At 44.6% G+C, this 18,542-nt stretch carries 12 protein-coding genes and 1 tRNA gene; 4 read left to right on the top strand and 9 right to left on the bottom strand.

All coding sequences use genetic code 11. From position 1 onward, the window contains the following. Window positions 1-26: 26 nt before the first annotated feature. From dnaE to tsaD, 4 genes are all read right to left on the bottom strand, one after another. On the bottom strand, window positions 27-3,599 hold the full coding sequence (gene dnaE / locus B0I27_RS04020; RefSeq protein WP_106291682.1) for a DNA polymerase III subunit alpha: 3,573 nt from the start codon (window positions 3,597-3,599) through the stop codon (window positions 27-29). Between the two features lie 66 nt (window positions 3,600-3,665). Next, the gene (gene crtD / locus B0I27_RS04015) at window positions 3,666-5,141 is read right to left on the bottom strand and encodes a 1-hydroxycarotenoid 3,4-desaturase CrtD (RefSeq protein ID WP_106291680.1); all 1,476 of its coding nucleotides are present in this window, start codon (window positions 5,139-5,141) and stop codon (window positions 3,666-3,668) included. A gap of 29 nt (window positions 5,142-5,170) precedes the next feature. Then, window positions 5,171-5,347, bottom strand: coding sequence for a hypothetical protein (locus tag B0I27_RS17440; protein WP_181276670.1), 177 nt, complete (start codon window positions 5,345-5,347; stop codon window positions 5,171-5,173). A gap of 10 nt (window positions 5,348-5,357) precedes the next feature. Then, window positions 5,358-6,359, bottom strand: a complete 1,002-nt coding sequence (tsaD, locus tag B0I27_RS04010) for a tRNA (adenosine(37)-N6)-threonylcarbamoyltransferase complex transferase subunit TsaD (protein WP_106291678.1) — start codon at window positions 6,357-6,359, stop codon at window positions 5,358-5,360. A gap of 96 nt (window positions 6,360-6,455) precedes the next feature. Here tsaD and B0I27_RS04005 point away from each other — a divergent pair, with 96 nt between their 5' ends. After that, on the top strand, window positions 6,456-10,856 hold the full coding sequence (locus B0I27_RS04005; protein WP_106291676.1) for a translocation/assembly module TamB domain-containing protein: 4,401 nt from the start codon (window positions 6,456-6,458) through the stop codon (window positions 10,854-10,856). A gap of 3 nt (window positions 10,857-10,859) precedes the next feature. Here B0I27_RS04005 and B0I27_RS04000 read toward each other — a convergent pair whose 3' ends face one another. From B0I27_RS04000 to B0I27_RS03990, 3 genes are all read right to left on the bottom strand, one after another. Next, window positions 10,860-12,077 carry a bifunctional 3,4-dihydroxy-2-butanone-4-phosphate synthase/GTP cyclohydrolase II gene (locus tag B0I27_RS04000; protein ID WP_106291674.1) on the bottom strand — a complete coding sequence of 406 codons (1,218 nt, stop codon included), beginning with the start codon at window positions 12,075-12,077 and terminating at the stop codon, window positions 10,860-10,862. A gap of 73 nt (window positions 12,078-12,150) precedes the next feature. After that, window positions 12,151-13,584 carry an LptF/LptG family permease gene (locus tag B0I27_RS03995; RefSeq protein WP_106291672.1) on the bottom strand — a complete coding sequence of 478 codons (1,434 nt, stop codon included), beginning with the start codon at window positions 13,582-13,584 and terminating at the stop codon, window positions 12,151-12,153. Window positions 13,585-13,608: 24 nt separating this feature from the next. Continuing rightward, window positions 13,609-13,989 (bottom strand): START-like domain-containing protein, encoded by a 381-nt coding sequence (locus B0I27_RS03990; protein WP_106291670.1) that lies wholly within the window; start codon window positions 13,987-13,989, stop codon window positions 13,609-13,611. Window positions 13,990-14,136: 147 nt separating this feature from the next. Here B0I27_RS03990 and B0I27_RS03985 point away from each other — a divergent pair. Further along, a tRNA-Met gene (locus B0I27_RS03985) sits at window positions 14,137-14,210 on the top strand. A gap of 50 nt (window positions 14,211-14,260) precedes the next feature. Here B0I27_RS03985 and B0I27_RS03980 read toward each other — a convergent pair. After that, complete coding sequence (locus tag B0I27_RS03980; RefSeq protein WP_106291668.1) at window positions 14,261-15,433, bottom strand: acyltransferase family protein; 1,173 nt, start codon at window positions 15,431-15,433, stop codon at window positions 14,261-14,263. 100 nt (window positions 15,434-15,533) lie between these two features. Next, a complete protein-coding gene (locus B0I27_RS03975) occupies window positions 15,534-16,490 on the bottom strand; it encodes a fasciclin domain-containing protein (RefSeq protein ID WP_106291666.1) in 957 nt (318 codons plus the stop codon). Window positions 16,491-16,643: 153 nt separating this feature from the next. Here B0I27_RS03975 and B0I27_RS03970 point away from each other — a divergent pair, with 153 nt between their 5' ends. Next, on the top strand, window positions 16,644-17,252 hold the full coding sequence (locus tag B0I27_RS03970) for a MarR family winged helix-turn-helix transcriptional regulator (RefSeq protein ID WP_106291664.1): 609 nt from the start codon (window positions 16,644-16,646) through the stop codon (window positions 17,250-17,252). A gap of 294 nt (window positions 17,253-17,546) precedes the next feature. Continuing rightward, complete coding sequence (locus B0I27_RS03965) at window positions 17,547-18,506, top strand: manganese catalase family protein (RefSeq protein WP_106291661.1); 960 nt, start codon at window positions 17,547-17,549, stop codon at window positions 18,504-18,506. The last annotated feature ends 36 nt before the right edge of the window (window positions 18,507-18,542 follow it).

Genomic DNA, 18,542 nt, shown 5'->3' with positions numbered 1-18,542 from the left:
AAGACATTGTGACATGCAAATGTTTATCAGTTGAGGCGATACGATATCTTCCGGTCAGCAAGGGCCTCCAAAAATTCATTGCTCGGGAATATTCTGAAATTTTTTGATGGCATCTCGATCGATATTGCCTGCTCTTCTGCATCGTAGACCGCGAATTTTAACAAACAGTTCCGGTTAGGGTTGTGCTCCATGTTCAAGTGAAGTAGCTCGTCCATCTGCTCAATAAAGCTTGAAGAAAGCTCATGTAGCGGCAACTGAATAGTAAGACACTTCGACATCTTATCTCTCAGGTCTGATAATAAAGAGATCTGGGTGATCTTAAATTCCCAGTTATCCTTCTGCCTGAAGCGCTCAGAAACAGAACCTTTAACCTGAAGAAAATAACCATCACTGAAAAACATCTTCTGCTTAACATACTCCTCTCCAAAAAGCACAATTTCGGCAGATTCGCTGTAATCTTCCAACATCATCGAACCGAAAGGTTTTCCATTCTTCGTATAACGATGTTGTGCATTGGAAACCAGCCCTCCTATGCAAATCTCCCGATTCTTTATTTTGTTAAACTCGTCGGTATCCGCCTCATTCATCTCACCACTTCTCGCCTTAACGATCAGGTTCAGGTGTTTAACCTGATGCGTGCAGAAATGATCCATCTCGAGTTTATAATTATCCAGAGGATGACCTGTAAGATAAATACCGATCATATCCTTTTCATACTTCAGGCGCTCAATCAGTCCCCATTCCGGACATTCAACCATCACAGGAACAGCAATATTTGCGTCAGAAGTTCCACCAAACAGAGAAGCCTGCGAAGTACTCAAGCTGTTCTGATAATCACTATTGTATTTAATCAGTCTTTCGATTCCGTTATAAGAGCTTCCTTCCGGCTTAAAGAAAAACTGAGCTCTGCTGAAACCGAAGCAATCGAAGGCTCCGCTATAAACAAGATTTTCATAAACCCTCTTATTTACAGTCCGTGAGTTTATCCGCTTGGCAAAATCGTAAATACTAACATACGGGCCGTTCTTGTCACGCTCTTCAATAATACTTTCTACCGCCTTGTCACCAACCCCTTTTATACCCGACATTCCGAAGCGGATCTCCTTCTTCTTATTTACACCGAAACTCAGGTTTGACTCATTGATATCAGGACCAAGTACTGCCAAACCCATACGCCGGCACTCTTCCATGAAGAGGGAGATCTTCTCAATGTTGTTTTGGTTATTCAAGACCGCCGCCATATATTCCGACGGATAATGTGCTTTCAGGTAGGCCGTCTGATAAGCCACAAACGCATAGCATGTAGAATGCGATTTATTAAAGGCATAAGATGCAAAAGCTTCCCAGTCGGTCCAGATCTTTTCCAGCTGCTTCTTGTCATGACCCTTTTTCTGCGCATTCTCAACAAACTGAGGCTTCAGCTTATCCAGCATTTTCCTGTCCTTCTTACCCATTGCCTTCCGCAACACGTCAGCATCACCTTTGGTAAAATCAGCCAGCTTCTGTGAAAGAAGCATCACCTGCTCCTGGTAAACCGTGATACCGTAAGTATCAGCAAGGTACTCTTCCATATCCGGAAGGTCATAGCTTACCTGCTCCCTGCCGTGCTTTCGAGCGATGAAGGATGGGATGTATTCGATAGGGCCCGGACGGTAAAGGGCATTCATCGCAATTAAATCTTCGAACTTATCCGGCTTCAGCTCCCGGAGGTACATCTGCATACCATCACTTTCAAACTGGAATGTCCCGTTCGTATCTCCCCGTTGATAAAGCTCGAATGTTAGTTGATCATTAAGCGGAATGTAATCAATATCGATAGAGATTCCATAATTCTGCTTGATGAGCCGAAGAGCATCCTTTATGATAGTAAGGGTCTTCAAACCCAAGAAGTCCATCTTAATAACCCCGGCATCTTCGATCACGCGGCCATCAAACTGAGTCACCAACAAGGGTGAATCTTTCATGATCGCTACCGGGATAATATTGGTCAGATCTTCAGGCGCAATGATGATACCGGCAGCATGTATACCGGTATTCCGGATCGAGCCCTCCAGCTTTTCAGCTTCACGCAACACCTGCGCACGCAAATCATTGCCTTTTAAAATAGCATCAAGCTCAGGCACCTGTGCAAAGGCTTCTTTCAACGTCACCCCTAGCGTATCCGGCACCAGCTTCTTCATCGCTGCAACGTCAGACAGAGGCACATCAAGCACCCTGGCCACGTCCTGGATGCTGGTACGCGCTGCCATAGAACCATAAGTAATAATCTGCGCTACCTGATTCTTACCGTACTTATCGACAACATAATCAATAACTTTCTGCCTTCCCTCGTCGTCAAAGTCCGTATCAATATCGGGCATTGACTTACGGTCAGGGTTTAAGAAACGCTCAAACAGGAGATTGTACTTTATTGGATCTATATTCGTGATTCCGGTACAATAGGCAACAACAGATCCCGCAGCAGAACCACGGCCTGGTCCTATGAAAACCCCCAGATCTCTTCCCGCCTTAATAAAATCAGATACGATCAGAAAGTAGCCCGCGAAGCCCATGATGCGGATAGTATTCAATTCAAAGTCTAGACGTTCCTGCACTTCGGGCGTAATGTCGCGGTATCTTTCCCGTGCTCCCCGCATGGTCATATCCCGTAGAAACTCCCACTGGTTCATCACATCGTCCGCATGAATCTTAAACTCCTGCGGAATAGGGAAGTTCGGAAGCATGATATCACGCTTCAGCTTCAAATGATCAACCTTATCAATAATTTCATTGGTGTTATCCAAAGATTCAGGCACATCATGAAATAGCTTCGCCATCTCCGCCTGCGTTTTAAAATAAAACTGATCGTTCGGGAACCCAAACCGGTATCCCTTCCCCCCCTCATCATCTGTCGCAATCGGAGTCTTTTGCATATCTCCGGTATTGACGCAAAGCAGGATGTCATGAGCATTAGCGTCCTGCTGATCCACATAATGTGAGTCATTTGAACAAATAACCTTGACGTTATGCTTTTTGGCAAACTTCAGCAAGGTTTCATTAATGATAACCTGCTCGGGAATATCATGACGCTGCAGTTCGATATAAAAATCCTCTCCAAAAAGATCGAGCCACCATTTTAGTTCTGTCTCCGCCTCTTGCTCACCCTTCTTCAAAATAGCCTGAGGGATAGACGCGCCAATGCAGCAGCTGGTGGCGATCAATCCTTCATGATATTGAAGGATGAGTTCCTTATCTATTCGCGGCCATTTACTGTACAGGCCTTCCATATAACCCAGGGAACAAAGCTTCGTTAAATTTTTATAGCCCTGGGCATTCTTTGCCAGAAAAAGCTGATGGAACCGAACGTCCCGGTTCTCTTTCGTAAATTGTTTCTTGTGTCGGTCATCTACGACATAGAACTCACAGCCAACGATAGGCTTTACATTATGCTTACCTGCCTCTGCCACGAATTTGAACACGCCAAACATATTCCCATGGTCCGTTATAGCCAGAGCCTTCATACCATCAGCAGCAGCTTTCTTATATAATTTAGAAATGTCTGCAGCTCCGTCGAGCAATGAAAATTGTGTATGTACGTGTAAATGAGAAAATTCCGGCATCGCTGATCGTTCTATCTAAGAAACCCGAAATTACTAAAAATTTCAAGCCCCGAATGACATAGAACCTTAAAATTTATCGTCTATAATCTTCGCAGAAAGCAAAGCCAACGGAATTCCCCCTCCTGGATGAACGCTTCCACCGACGAAATATAATCCCTTAACCGAGCCGATAAAGTTCGGATGCCTTAGGAAAGCTGCAAAACGTCCGTTCGAGCTCGTACCATAAAGCGAACCTTGATAGGAGGAGGTCTTAGCCTCTATTTCCCGCGGGTCCAACACCTTCTCTACCTGAATGAAGGACCCGATATCCTGGTTCAGAACCCGGCTGAGCTTTTTGATAATATTTGCTCGCGCCGCGGCGATAAGGCCGTCCCAATCCTGCCCGATATTCGCGGGGACATTGATCATCACAAACCAGTTCTCAGAACCTTCTGGCGCATCAGCCTGACAGTATTTAGAGCTGATATTCAGGTATACCGTGGGATCGTCGTCTATGGTCTTGCCTTTCCATATAGCACTGAACTCCTTTTCATAATCCTCACTAAAAAAGATATTATGCAGATCCAACTCCTTGAAGCTTGCCCCTATGCCCCAATAAAATATCAGTGCAGAGCTGCTCCGCTCCTGACTCAAAGTCCTACCCGGCAGTTTAATTCCTTTCAGGAGCTTCCTGTAAGTAAACCAAACGTCCATGTTCGAGATCACATCACAGGCGAAAAAACACTTATCGCCCACACGTACTCCTGCGACCTGCCCCTGTTGATGAAGAATTTCATCGACTAATGAATTGTAGTAAAATCTTACCCCCAAATCTTCCGCAAGCCTCACAAGCGACTCGGTAATAGCATGCATTCCTCCTTCCGGAAAGTAGGCTCCAAAGTGCTGTTCCAGATGCGGAATAATATTTAAAGTAGCTGGTGCCTGGTAAGGATCGGATCCATTGTAAGTCGCATACCTGTTGAAGAAGCGGCGCGTCTTATCGTCATGAAAATACTTTTCATTCGCCTCATTCATCGTTTTGAACGCATCAATTTCTCCGAAGCGGAAAACAGACTTTAGCGTTTCCTTATTTAAATATGAATCCAGCCTGTGTAGCGATTTCTCCAGGAACACATGATGAGTGATATCGTAAATATCCCGGCTCTTCCTCAGAAAGCGTTTCACCGACTCACGTGTATCTCTGGTCTTCAGAGCAATCTCGTCAGCAAGCTTATCGGAATCTGACCAAGCAGTCAGCCTGGTGCCATCTTCGTAGAAATAACGACATATAGCTTCCAGCTTTTGATAACGGAAGTAGTCAGTTGGATTTTTTCCTGCCAGCGTAAACAACTCGTCCACATACTGAGGCATCGTAAACAAGCTAGGCCCGGCATCAAACCGAAAACCGGAACTCTCAAATTCGGTGAGCTTACCACCCGGATAAGAATTAGCCTCAAAAACGGAGACTTTATAGCCCTTTACAGCAAGCCGTATAGCCGCCGCGATACCGGCTATACCAGCGCCAATGACTATCGTAGATTTTTCTTGAGAAATATCGGCCATAAGCAGGCCTCTAATGTAAAGAAATTGCTTTAGATTCCTTTGTCTTTATTGACCTGATAGGCCACTAAAATGGCGAAGACGCATAAGGCGATCAATACTGCAATCCCGAGCTTACGTTTCTGTTTATCTTTCCAGATCAGATAGAATATAAACCCGATTAAAGGAACCGCAAATAAAAGGGCAAAGATCAACGAAGTGGTTATCATCTGAGTATTATTAAAAGTTCATACGGGCTAAGGGAGAGATATCCTGTCCGGTAAAATCTCCGCGAAGGTATTTATAATATCCCGCAATGGCGATCATAGCGGCGTTGTCGGTGCAATACTGGAAGGCGGGTATATAGACTTGCCAATTCTCCTCTGCTGCCATATCCTGCAAGTACTGCCGCAAACCGGAGTTCGCAGATACACCACCTGCTATAGCGACATGCGAAACATGATACTGCCTTGCAGCCTGTTTTAGCTTTTTTAGCAGGATCGTCACTATCCGATGTTGAACAGATGCGCAGATGTCTGTCATATTGTTTTTAAGGAAATCAGGATCCGCTTTCTTCTTATCCCTAACGAAATAGAGGATAGAAGTCTTCAAACCACTAAAGCTAAAATTGAGACCTGGAATCTGCGGCTCCGGGAAGCTAAAGGCAGAAGCGTTTCCTTCCCTCGCCAACTTGTCAACAAGTGGCCCGCCTGGATAAGGGAGTCCCAGAATCTTAGCCGTCTTATCAAAAGCCTCCCCCGCAGCATCATCGTTTGTCTCACCAACGATTTCCATATCAAAATAGTCTCGCACCAGAACAATCTGGGTATGCCCCCCTGATACCGTCAAACAGAGAAAAGGAAACTCCGGCCTGGGGTCATCGATAAAATGCGCAAGAATATGCGCATGCATATGATTGACCTCTATCAGCGGAAGATTCCGTGCCAGTGCAAACCCTTTCGCAAACGATGTTCCCACAAGTAATGAACCCAATAAACCCGGTCCTCTGGTAAAAGCAACGGCTTGAATGTCTTTTTTGTTTATTTTAGCGGTCGAAATTGCATCTTCTACCACTGGGATAACATTTTGCTGATGAGCTCGGGAGGCAAGCTCAGGAACGACACCTCCATATTTGTGATGAACTGCCTGAGTTGCAATTATGTTAGATAGGATTTCACCATCTTTACATATAGATGCAGAGGTTTCATCGCAGGACGATTCGATAGCGAGTATAGTAGCCAAACTGGATAAAGATTTTATTGTTGTTGTGATTTAAAGTACAAAATTATTAAAAAACTACTTAAAATAACGTTATGGATTTTATCTGCAGTCATTCTGTTGGCTGCGTCTCTGATTTTTGCGTTACAGTTCAAATCGGTCCAGACTTATGCAGCGAAACGGGCGGCAGCCTACTTATCCGGCGAACTTAATACCACAATCGATATTAGGAGCCTGTACATTAAGCCCTTCAAGCTTATCGTGCTGGAAGGTTTTTACATCCAGGACATGGAGAAGGACACGCTGCTTTTTGCCCCGAAGTTTTCAGTCGACCTCAATCTTCTTTCCCTTAGAAAGAGATTGGTAGATGTTCAAACCGCAGAGCTTAACGGCGGATCATTTTATCTCAAAAAATACAAAGACAACACCACCAACCTGCAGTTCATCATCAATTATTTCGACTCTGGTGAGCCAAAAACAAAAAAGAAACCCTCTTCAAGACCGTATACCGTTACCTTCGAAAAAATAGCTATCCATAACACCTCTTTCCGGTACCGGAATTTCAATGACAGCACGCTAACGCGACAGGTCAATTTCAATGATATCGGATTGAGCAAACTAAATGCTGTAATAACCGACCTGGATACTAAGAATTTCTTATTCAAAGCGAAAGTTCGCGAACTAAGCTTCCGCGAGAAAAGCGGCTTCTTTGTCAAAAACCTGGATACTGACGCTACCATTGATACCGTCAGCATGGAGTTTGCCAATCTGAAGCTGGAAACCAACAGAAGCTTCCTTAGCAACTATCTCTCTTTCAAATACCGCACTTTCAGCGACTTCTCTGACTTCATCAACAAAGTCTACGTCAAGGCATCCTTACAGAACAGCACGCTGCACTCAAAAGACATCTCCTACTTCACATCCGCACTCAAAAACATGAATGTCGACGTCCGCCTGAACGGTGACGTCAACGGTCGGGTCAACAATATTATTGCAAAAAATATTACCCTTACAGCTGGTCAGGCCACCTACATCAAAGGTAATTTCGGAATAAAGGGCCTCCCTGACATAAACCGCACGGTACTTGACCTCCAGATCGAACGTCTTTTCACCAATAAGAAAGATGCAGATAAGCTCATCAAACAAGCTACCGGGCTAACAGGGAAGATTCCCGAAATCGCGGCAAAATTCGGCAATGTGAGCTTTCAGGGTAGTTTTACCGGACTGGTCAGGAATTTTCAGGCAAAAGGTGAAATCAAGACGAGCCTTGGCCGGATTCAGCCCAATGTCAAGATGAACTTGATTGGAACTCCTACCTACTCCGGAACAATCCAGGCGGTGGACTTTAACCTCGGTGAGCTTCTGGCTCAAAAAAGTCTCGGGCGGACAAGCCTAATGGCCAGGATCGACGGCCGTGGTTTCGACTTGCATCAGTTACGGGATAAGATAGATATCGACGCCCGCTACTTTGACTTTAATGGATATCGCTATAGCAATATCGATATGCGCGGCGACATTATCAATAAGCTCTTCCGTGGGAACATACGTATAGACGATAGAAACATCAACCTCAGCTTCGACGGAGACATCAACCTCAATACACACCTTCCTGCCTTCAAGTTTAACGCATCGATTACCCGTGCTAACCTTCACAAGCTTCATTTCACCAAAGACACACTTCAATTAAATGTAAATGTTAATACTGCCTTTTCCGGAAATAATTTAAACAACATAGAGGGTGATCTAAGACTGACCGCTCTCAGGCTCACCAGCAAAGACAGTTCACTTCTTGTAGATGAGATCGGCGTGCGGGCAGAAGGGATGGGCAGCTCACGATTGCTGGCGATCAATTCAGACATTCTGGAAGCAAATATTCGCGGAAAATATGACCTTAACACGCTCCCTTCATACTTTAAGTCGGTAGTTAAACGCTATATCCCCTCCCTGAAAGCTAAGATCCGCGAAGTCGGTGACCAGGACTTCAACTTCTACCTGAATATCAAAGATTTCGCTCCCGTTGCGATGTTGATACTTCCTGATTTACAAATACCCAGGGGCGCAGTATTTTACGGCCGCTTCAATAGTTTAGATAGCATTGCAGCACTCAACGGCTCTAGCGAGCTCATACAATACAAAAAGATAAAGGTTCACAACTTTATTATTGACGAGTCGGCAGCTCGGCGGGCGTTAAACCTTTTCATGACGGCCGACCGTATTGATATCACAGACAGTTTGTACATTAAGAACATCAACCTTGCAAATATCCTGTACAATGACAGTCTGTCGCTCAACGTTAAGCTATCAGATAAAGATGCTACGAATCAGCTCGATCTCAACGGATTGATTGAATTTGGAACAGATACGCTTGCCAAACTAAGCCTTCTACCCTCAGATTTCATTATCAACCGGGAAGTCTGGCGTGTTCCTGAACAAGTAAAGTTGCAGTTCGACAACAATAAGATCTTTGTTCAAGGCTTCGAGCTTTTACGCAATGAGCAGCTTCTTACGATCGACGGCATTATATCCGATCAGTCCGAAGACAAGCTGAACGTAGACTTCAAAAATTTCACTCTTGTCACATTTAACGCGCTGACCAGGGCAGCAGGGGTAGTACTGGGCGGACAACTCAACGGAAACGTGTCACTCACTTCTGTACTCAAACAGCCCAAGATAGAAGCACAGCTAAAGATCGATACGCTGGTGATGAACAATACCAGGGTGGGCGATCTGAATCTCGCCGCTGGCCTTGATAACGTGACCAAACTAGTGAACGTCAATATGGACATCCTCAAGGATGGCAAGGAGACCATGAACGTTGTAGGCACCTATAATGCCAGCGCAGAAGTCAATACATTGGATCTTGACCTCACAATGGAAGATAATGAGTTGGTGATTTTCACTCCCGCTATCAAGAGCCTTGTGTCCGATGTACAGGGACAGGTCTCAGCCAAAGTCAACGTCAGCGGCAACATTCTTGACCCTCGCATCAACGGAACTTTAGGATTGAAAGATGCACACTTAACAGTAAATTATCTCAGAACTCCTTATCGCATTACTGATGAAGTATCCGTCGAAAACAGTGTAATTAAGCTAGAAAATCTGGAATTAAGGGATATTAACAACAACCTCGCGGTTGCTACAGGTACGGTAGACCTGACCGATCTGAAAAATCCCCTCCTGGATATCTCCATCAGGGCAAACAAGTTCATGTCTTTGAATACCACAGTCAAAGACAATCCCGTCTATTACGGAACAGCCTTCGCCACAGGAATATTCAAGTTTAAAGGGCCAACCAATAACATGAGTATTGATATTAATGCAAAAACAGAGGAGGGCACTGTTTTCAATATTCCATTAAACGGATCAGAGACCATTTCCAATAACGATTATATTACGTTCGTTGCCAAAGATTCTACCTTCACTCCTCTTGCGCCTTCATTGTTCAGAGGCATCGCGATGAACTTTGACCTCGTGGTAGACGAAAATAGCGAAGTGAACATCATCACCAATCTGGGCAAGTTGAACGGCCGCGGAAATGCAACACTTAACCTTAAAATCACCAGTCAGGGCGACTTCGAAATGTATGGAGATTACCTGATCTCTAGTGGTAAATTCCAATTCACGGCACAAGATTTCATTAATAAAATTTTCGACCTGAGCCAGGGAGGTTCCATCAGATGGACTGGTGATCCTGCCGACGCTTTAATCAATCTGAAAGCCGCCTACAGTGTCCGGACAGATATACGCCCATTATACCTCGCTGCAGGAAGGGCGGCAGAAGAAGGACGGGTGCTCGCTGAGGCCATTATGAACCTGAACGGAAATCTGACTCAACCGGATATATCTTTTGATATCAACTTCCCTACTGATACAAAAGTGAAGGATGAGTTACAAAGCTATTTCAATGACGTAAACAATAAGAACACGCAGGCGCTGAGTCTGATTGTCAGGAGATCTTTTTCTCCAAATACAGGCTCTGTGAACGTTCAGGCTGTGAACTCAACCCTCTTCAGTGCAGGGACGGAGTTATTCTTCAATCAGCTGAACAACATCCTCGCGCAATCGCTTAATCTGAACTTTGTCGACCTAAACATTCGGTCACTTAATGAAGCCAGTGCATCCCTTCGCCTGCTCGAAGATCGACTGGTTATTACAGGTGGGGTTACCGATAGAAGAACCGAGCTAAATGATCTGAATTTCATAGGTAGTTCAGTAGCCAGGGATGTCGAATTATTATATCTGTTACGAAAGGACGGAAGTCTGAATGCCAGGGCGTCAAACCGGCCCAATAACAGAAACTTCCTTAACCCTGACAATGAATACATTAGTGCGCTGGGACTTGTTTACCGTCAGGATTTTGAAAATTTAAGAGAATTCCTAAGAGCCCTCATCGGAAAACGAAGAAGGGATGAAAGAAGGCAACTGCCTACTCCCACCCCTTCACCAAATCAGCAGAAACCCGTCGGACCATCTGCTGCTATTTTACCAGGCGGCAGCGACTCACAACGGAAATCCAGATAATTATTATACTATTTTATTCAAGATAGAATGCCCCATTCTATCCCTTTTAGTTAAAAGGTATTGTTCGTTATGTTGGTTCGAGGCAATTTCGATCGGAATATTCTCAACAATCTCAATCCCATAACCGATTAGGCCTGCCCGCTTGCTCGGGTTATTAGACAATAACCTCATCTTCGTAATACCAAGGCTTCTTAGTATCTGCGCTCCAACACCATAATCCCTTTGATCCATCTTAAAGCCAAGCTGTAGATTGGCATCAACAGTATCGAATCCGTTCTCCTGAAGATTGTAAGCATGAAGCTTGTTGATGAGACCAATACCCCGGCCCTCCTGATTCATATAAATGATCGCGCCCTTTCCTTCAGCTTCAATCATCTCCATAGCCTTATGCAACTGAGGCCCACAATCACAGCGGCATGATCCGAAAATATCACCTGTAACACAAGAGCTGTGGACCCTAACCAGTACGGGCTCGTCTTCATTCCATTCGCCCTTTACCAGAGCCAGGTGATGTTCCTGCGTATCTGTCTGCGTATAAGCCACCATTTGAAATGTTCCCCATTGAGTAGGCAGTGTTACCGAAACCTCCTTAGCGATCAAAGATTCGGTCTTCAACCGGTAATTAATCAGATCTTTAATGGAAACGATCTTCAGATCAAATCTTTCAGCAATAAGCATCAGATCAGGCAGGCGCGCCATTTCGCCGTCCTCTTTCATGATCTCAACCAGCACACCTGCCGGCTCCATACCAGCAAGACTGGCAAAGTCAATTACCGCCTCCGTATGACCTGCCCGACGAAGAACCCCACCATCTTTGGCGCGAAGGGGAAACACATGTCCCGGACGACCAAGGTCTTCCGGACGGGTAGAAGGATCAATCAGCGCCTGAATAGTCTTGGAGCGGTCTGACGCCGAAATACCGGTTGTACAACCATTTCCTATCAAGTCAACAGACACCGTAAAATTCGTTTCATGAAGTGCTGTATTGGTTCCTACCATCAGATTCAGTCCCAATTCGTCACAGCGGCTTTCCGTCAGCGGCGCACAGATAAGACCCCGACCCTGCGAAGCCATAAAATTTATAATCTCAGGAGTAATATTACGGGCCGTAGTAACAAAATCACCCTCGTTCTCCCTGTCTTCATCGTCCACTACAATGATCACCTTGCCGGCCTTCAGGTCGTCAATGGCTTCTTCAATTGTATTAAGTTTAATATCCATTTGCTTACAAAATTAAGCTAAACACCTAACAAAACTATAATGGACGTGTAAGATTTGTAGACAGCCTGAACCCTTAACCTTTGTTCTTCTTGAAGCGCTTGAAAAACTTTATAAAAGCCTGCTTATACGACTCAATATCAAATAAAGCCGAATCACTGGTTGACTTATAGGTCAGAAATATACCTAAGGGCGTTAAAACTGCTATCGCGATCCACATACCGACAATCGGAGACATGGTCCCTTCCCTTGCTGACTTCTCACCGATAGTAGATATAATATGATAGATCAAAAAGAAAATGATCGACATCACCACGGGCAGACCCAACCCTCCTTTACGAATGATGGCACCCAGCGGAGCACCTATAGAGAAAAGGAGTAAACAGGATACCGACAAAGTAAACTTGCGATTATACTCGATAATATACCGGCGAATGGTTTTCTGGATAGACAGGTATTCTTCACTTCTCCCCGTGAGTGTCTCTGTTACAGAACGCGCTTCATTAAGGGCCGCGCTAACAGCAGCTGACTTCTCAGTATTATGAAAGATTTCCGAAATATTCCCTTTATAATCGGGTACAGATTTTATAGGTTCTGTGGGCGGCTGAACATAGCTAAATAAACGGTATGAAGGTGCAATAAACGGCATGATTGCCTTCGCAACGCTATCAGCCTGCCTGCTTGTAGAATCCCTGTATAGCTTCAATTGCCGAAGGTTCAGCATGGCATAATTTGACTTAAAAAGATTTTCATCGGTACGCTTCATTTCGAAGTCGTCCAGTGGGAACTTCTGTTCCGTCGCCTTGAAGCGATAGCGCGTAAAACGCTCCCTCGGGTTATATCCTTTATCGCCCGAAGTTTCCTCGTAACGAACCCCGTCCTTCAGTTCCAGAACAAGCGTCCTGTCCTTGTTAGTCTTATACATAATACCCTCTTTCGCCAATGTAGTGGAAGGATTTCCATTGGGTCCCGTCTGATCATAGATCATCACGTTTTTTAACGTACGTCCATCCTTTCCTTTTTCCTGAACACGAATGGCATAGCCTTCTATGGTATTATTAAATATCCCCTCCTCAATCAGAAAAGAAGCTTTCTGGTTCCTGACGTCGTACAAAAGCGAGCCCATCTTCAGGTTCGCAACCGGAAGCATATAGTCCGAAAATAAAAAGGCAGATATACTAAGGGCGGTTACCAGCACGAAAAGCGGTCGCATAGCCTTCTGAAGAGAGACGCCAATAGACTTTATAGCCACCAGCTCGTAACTTTCTCCAAGGTTTCCGAAGGTCATGATAGACGAAAGCAACATGGCGAGAGGCAAAGCCATGGCCACATTGGTAGCCGAAGCGTACCATAGCAAGCGCACAATGACATGCCATTCAAATCCTTTACCAATGAGGTCATCGATGTATTTAAACAAAAACAACATCAATAACACGAACATCACAATGAAAAAGGTGACAATGAAAGGCTTGATAAAGGCCTTAATTATCAACAGATAGACTTTCTTCACTATGCAAAATTAGTGATTAGTTGCTTATGCACCTAATACACTGATCAAATACTGAATCTGGTTGTCCCATATCAGCCTGCGCTCTTCCAAAGCCTCGGGAGGAGCAAAATCAGTGATGGCCAGGGCCACGTCATTAGTTAACTCATCCTGTAAAATCTCCATTTCGAAATAGCATTGAGGTTCATCATCCAGCCATTTGAAACGCACTAACTTATTTTCCTTTATGCTGGTGAGCTTCGCCCTATGCTCCTCTCCATCCCACTGAAAAGAGTAAACCTGCTCCTTATATTTGACGTCATCGGCAAACCATTGAGCCAGTCCATTAGGTTCATTTAGGAAAGAAAACAGTATTTTGGGAGAAGAATGAACTTCGTACTCTAACGTAAACTTCTTTTTTTCAGACATTTTCTCGGTTCAAAAATCAATTGCAAGCAATTTTTAGATTTATTTTCTAAAGAAAAGTATTTTAAACTATATTTGCAACTCCAATTTCGGGAGGCAGCAATGCCCATAACGATAAGCAAAACCATAGTTTATCAGAAATAGGAAAACGGCGGGGTAGCTCAGATGGTTAGAGCGCAGGATTCATAACCCTGAGGTCGGCAGTTCGATCCTGCTCCCCGCTACCCAGATACAGACAAAAAGCTCCTTTCTCAGGAGCTTTTTTCGTTTTAGTTCAACTCATGCGGGGACGCACCTGCAAAATGCTATCAAGCCCCTTCCCAATTAAAAACCGCTTACGCAACCATTCCCTTACCGGGATGTCATAAAACTTCATCGTTCCATAAGCTATAGCCACCGATCCGACAAATGTTAAAGAACCATATAACAAACATTGCTCCAGAGTACGGTCACCATTCGCAGCCCAGGCAGTGTAGGCATATATCAGAGGGTAGTGCGTAATGTAGATCGGATAGGATATGTCTCCAAGAAATTTACAGAACCTCTTTGATCTTTCTCCTTCCACATTCCCTCCGGCCCCGAGCCATATGATCACAGGAAACAAGATCAGAATACACACCGCATCATACAAGCCGTTCTGCCAGGGCTCTTCCTTCAACCCTACCCGCGGCAACGCCAGTAGTATCGTTAAGAAGATCGCGGTAATCGGAAATGCATGATTGATGTATCTCAACTTCACAAGACGGGCAAGAAGCAAACCCGCAAGAAATGGATAGGCTAGCCGGGTAAATCCGATCTTCAACTGCAAAGGATCGTCAATCGTCCAACCACCAATCATATCACCATTGGGATGTGTCAGCAAATGCTGCAGAGTAAAGCCGGCAGCCACGATCGCCAAAACGAACAGAATCACGTTCGAAAGATGACGCAACACCAAGGCGTACGTGATATTGGCGATGTACTCAAAAAACAAAGACCATGCTGGTCCGTTCAGAGGATGCATCTCATTCCAACCTCTCACATCCAAACCTTTACCCACCGGAATCAACGTAAAACCAATCAGCATGACGATCAGCATCCTGCCCAGCGGAACCTCACTGACGTTCATTCCCAGAGCCTCCGAGTCTTGAAAATAAAACAAGAGGGCACCAATCAACGAGCCTACTATGATCATCGGATGAAGACGAATGATTCGCCTGAGAAAGAAATCCTTAAAAGACATTTTACTCCATCGGTCATCATAGGCGTAGCTGATCACAAAGCCCGACAGCAAAAAGAAAAAATCAACAGCAAGATAACCATGATTAATAATTTGCTCCGTACGCTTCCCGAATGCATGCGCCTCGAATATATGGAACAGCACAACGATCAAAGCCGCTACGCCACGCAGGCCGTCAAGTATTTGGTAATGAGGTTTAGATTCAGCCAGGTTTATTGGGGAGTTCATCCAGGCAAAATACTAAAAGAAATCCCAAAACAAAAAAACCGAAACAACTACCAGTACACAACTGATAATTGCTTCGGTCTCACAGAACAACTAACAAAACTTAAGGCAATAAAACTTGATCGATCACATGAATCACACCGTTGGTTGTCACCATATTGGCCGGAGAAATTACTGAAGCGGTAGTATTCTTATTACCCTTTACTTTTGCTCCTCCTGCTAAGGTGATACTAACAGTGCCTCCATTTACAGTAGCAGGCTTAGCTCCTTCAGTCAGATCACTTGAAAAAACGCGAGCTGCCACTACATGGTAAGTCAGTATGCTGGTCAACACTGCAGGATCTGCAGCCTGAATAGCGGCAACATTAGCAAAGCCGGCATTCATAAAGGCCTGATTAGTCGGAGCAAATACAGTTAACGGACCTTGACCGGATAATACCTGTGCGACATTAGTACTTCCCTGGCTGGCTCTTAACACTGCTGCTACCAGCATGCTGAAGTTAGGGTTAGCCTGAGCGGTCTGAACAATATTTCCCATCGGTGGCATTAAAACAGTATTGATAACATGTATTATTCCGTTACTTGCCATTACATCTGCTTGAACTACGGAAGCACCGTTAACAAATACCCCGGAAGCATTTTTCGTAATAAATACATCCAGTTCTGCTGCCGTCCTCACAGGTGTGTTAGCCGCGCTGGCTATTCCTGAGGCGGGTACTCGCTGACCTAAAACGTGATAAAGCAATATCTTCTTTAAAGTCTCTACCGGAACTGCCTTTATTTTAGCCTCCGTGTCCAAACCTGCTGCTGCAAACGCCTGGTTGTTAGGAGCGAATACAGTAAACGGACCTTTCCCACTTAGAACGTCGGCGAGTCCGGCATGTACTACGGCTGTTTCAAGCAAGGAAAAATTATTGTTGCTAACTACAATCTGGGTGATGGTCTGATTTGCTGCCATCTCCTCGTCATCGTCTTTGCTACACGCACTGAATAGCACTGTGGAGCTAACCGCCAGCATCAGAACTGACTTTTTCAATAGGTTGAATTTTAAACTTTTCATAATTAGTATTTTTTTATACTTACAGATAGTCAAATTCCATGCCTTAAGTGTTACAACATCTATTTATTCCCACAAAACTGTCCAAACAAAACCTAAAAAAGTACATTATTACACTAAAAAAGCTTATTTTCGTTTAAACGATATTATTAGATTATGTACTACGATTTGGTCACAGAGTTGATTGGCTTAGTAAAACTGTACGAAAAAGAGTCCCCTAATAATGGTCAGGATGTCTATATATTCGGACAGTGGCTGAACGAACATCTTCAGAAAAATGGGGCTCGAACCTTGGAGGAGCCAGAATGGGAAGGAAAATCTAAAGGGCGCTCTGCAGACAGCGTAATCAACACGTCTTTAGTTCATTTATTTAGGTATGCAAAACTTCAGGCAAAATCTGCGATTATAGATACTGAGTTTTCAACACCTGATGATTTTATCTACCTCATCACACTGATGTCGTTCGGAAGCATGAGTAAAACGGCCTTGATTAAAATGAACGTTCATGAAAAGTCTGCCGGCATACAAATAGTAAATAGATTAATCAAAAGCGGGTTAGTCGAACAAACAGGACACAGCGGCGATAAGAGAAACAAAATTATCCATATCACGCCCAAGGGAACTGAGTTGCTAAATCAGAATATGCAAAATATCCGGATCGCTACAAGAAACGTTACCGAACCACTAACCTACCAGGAAAAAATGGATCTCATCCGTCTGCTCTCTAAGCTCGAAGACTTCCACGAATCAAAAGCTCTCGTGTAGAGACTCAGGCTAAACCGCCTTTATATAAAAGCGTATTCAACGCCACGTACACCCGTAATTAGTCCGACTTTATACCTGTTAAGTCGGACTCATCACGCCTGTATGACGATATATTATGGGCTGCATATAAATACGATTTTTATCGGTTGCTAACAGACGGCCCTTCATAATATGGTCTATAGCCATGTGAAAAGCATCCGGTTTACTTAAATCCAGGCACTGTGCAGTTTTAAATAATTGAAAACAAACGCCCCCAAAAAACTATTCTATCTCTAAATCTAAAAAACACTACCTATGTTTTACCATGTTCAAAACCTAATCAATCCCATAGTGGATGATCAACCGGATCCATCGGCGGCTAATGCTCTACAAGAGGGGCTCGGTGGACAGTTTGGAGAGATGCGTACGATGATGCAGTTTCTCTTTCAAAGTTTCAATTTCCGTGGTGACGGAATTCCCTATCTCGACCTGATACAAGGTATAGGTATTGAGGAGATCAGCCACGTAGAATTGATCACGAAAACCATATCCAGGCTATTGGATGGCGCGCCGGAATATCACGGAGACAAGTTTGAGACTCCCGGAAAGGGCGGAAAAGCTACTTTGGAAGTGGGCAAAGAAGCCCAGAACCCGCACCACTTCATCATGGGAGCCCAGGGAGCACTTCCCGTAGACGCGGCGGGAAATCCGTGGAGCGGATCATACGTTCACAATCACGGCAACCTGGTACTGGATCTTATGGACAACCTGGTGCTTGAAGCTACAGGCCGGCTCCAGAAATGCCGTATCTATCAGATGTCGGACAACAAAACTTTACGTGCAACGGTCTCATTCCTGATAGCGCGTGATGAAGCGCATCAGATGGCCTTTGCCAAGGCCCTGGAAACGCTGGGCGTTGACTGGAACAAAGCCCTGCCTGTGCCTAAGTTTGACGCTTCCAAGTTCCCTGAAGTGAAGAAGCTGATGGATGCAGGTATCCATCGTGAACAGTATCACTTCCGTTTGGATAGTTCTCAGATGGAGAAGATCTTCAGCGGAAAATCTCCGATTGATGATGGCACTGAGCTGGTCACTTTAAAAGAGCCGAGAGAATCCTACCCTAACCCGATCGCTCCCGAGCGTCCGGAAGAGTTCGCTCCGGGATTAGACCCAGAAATGCAGGCGATGGCTGATGCTCTTAGCGAGTTCAAGGAAAAAACGCTGAAGGACATGACGAGGAAAGCAGGCTCGGATCCTTCAAAACGAAAAGAGTAAATCTCGATAATACAAGTATCAAAAGCATCGCCGGGT

The sequence above is a fragment of the Arcticibacter pallidicorallinus genome (genome assembly GCF_003002875.1).
Lineage (GTDB): Bacteria > Bacteroidota > Bacteroidia > Sphingobacteriales > Sphingobacteriaceae > Arcticibacter > Arcticibacter pallidicorallinus.
This window is presented reverse-complemented; position numbering and strand designations above follow the sequence as displayed.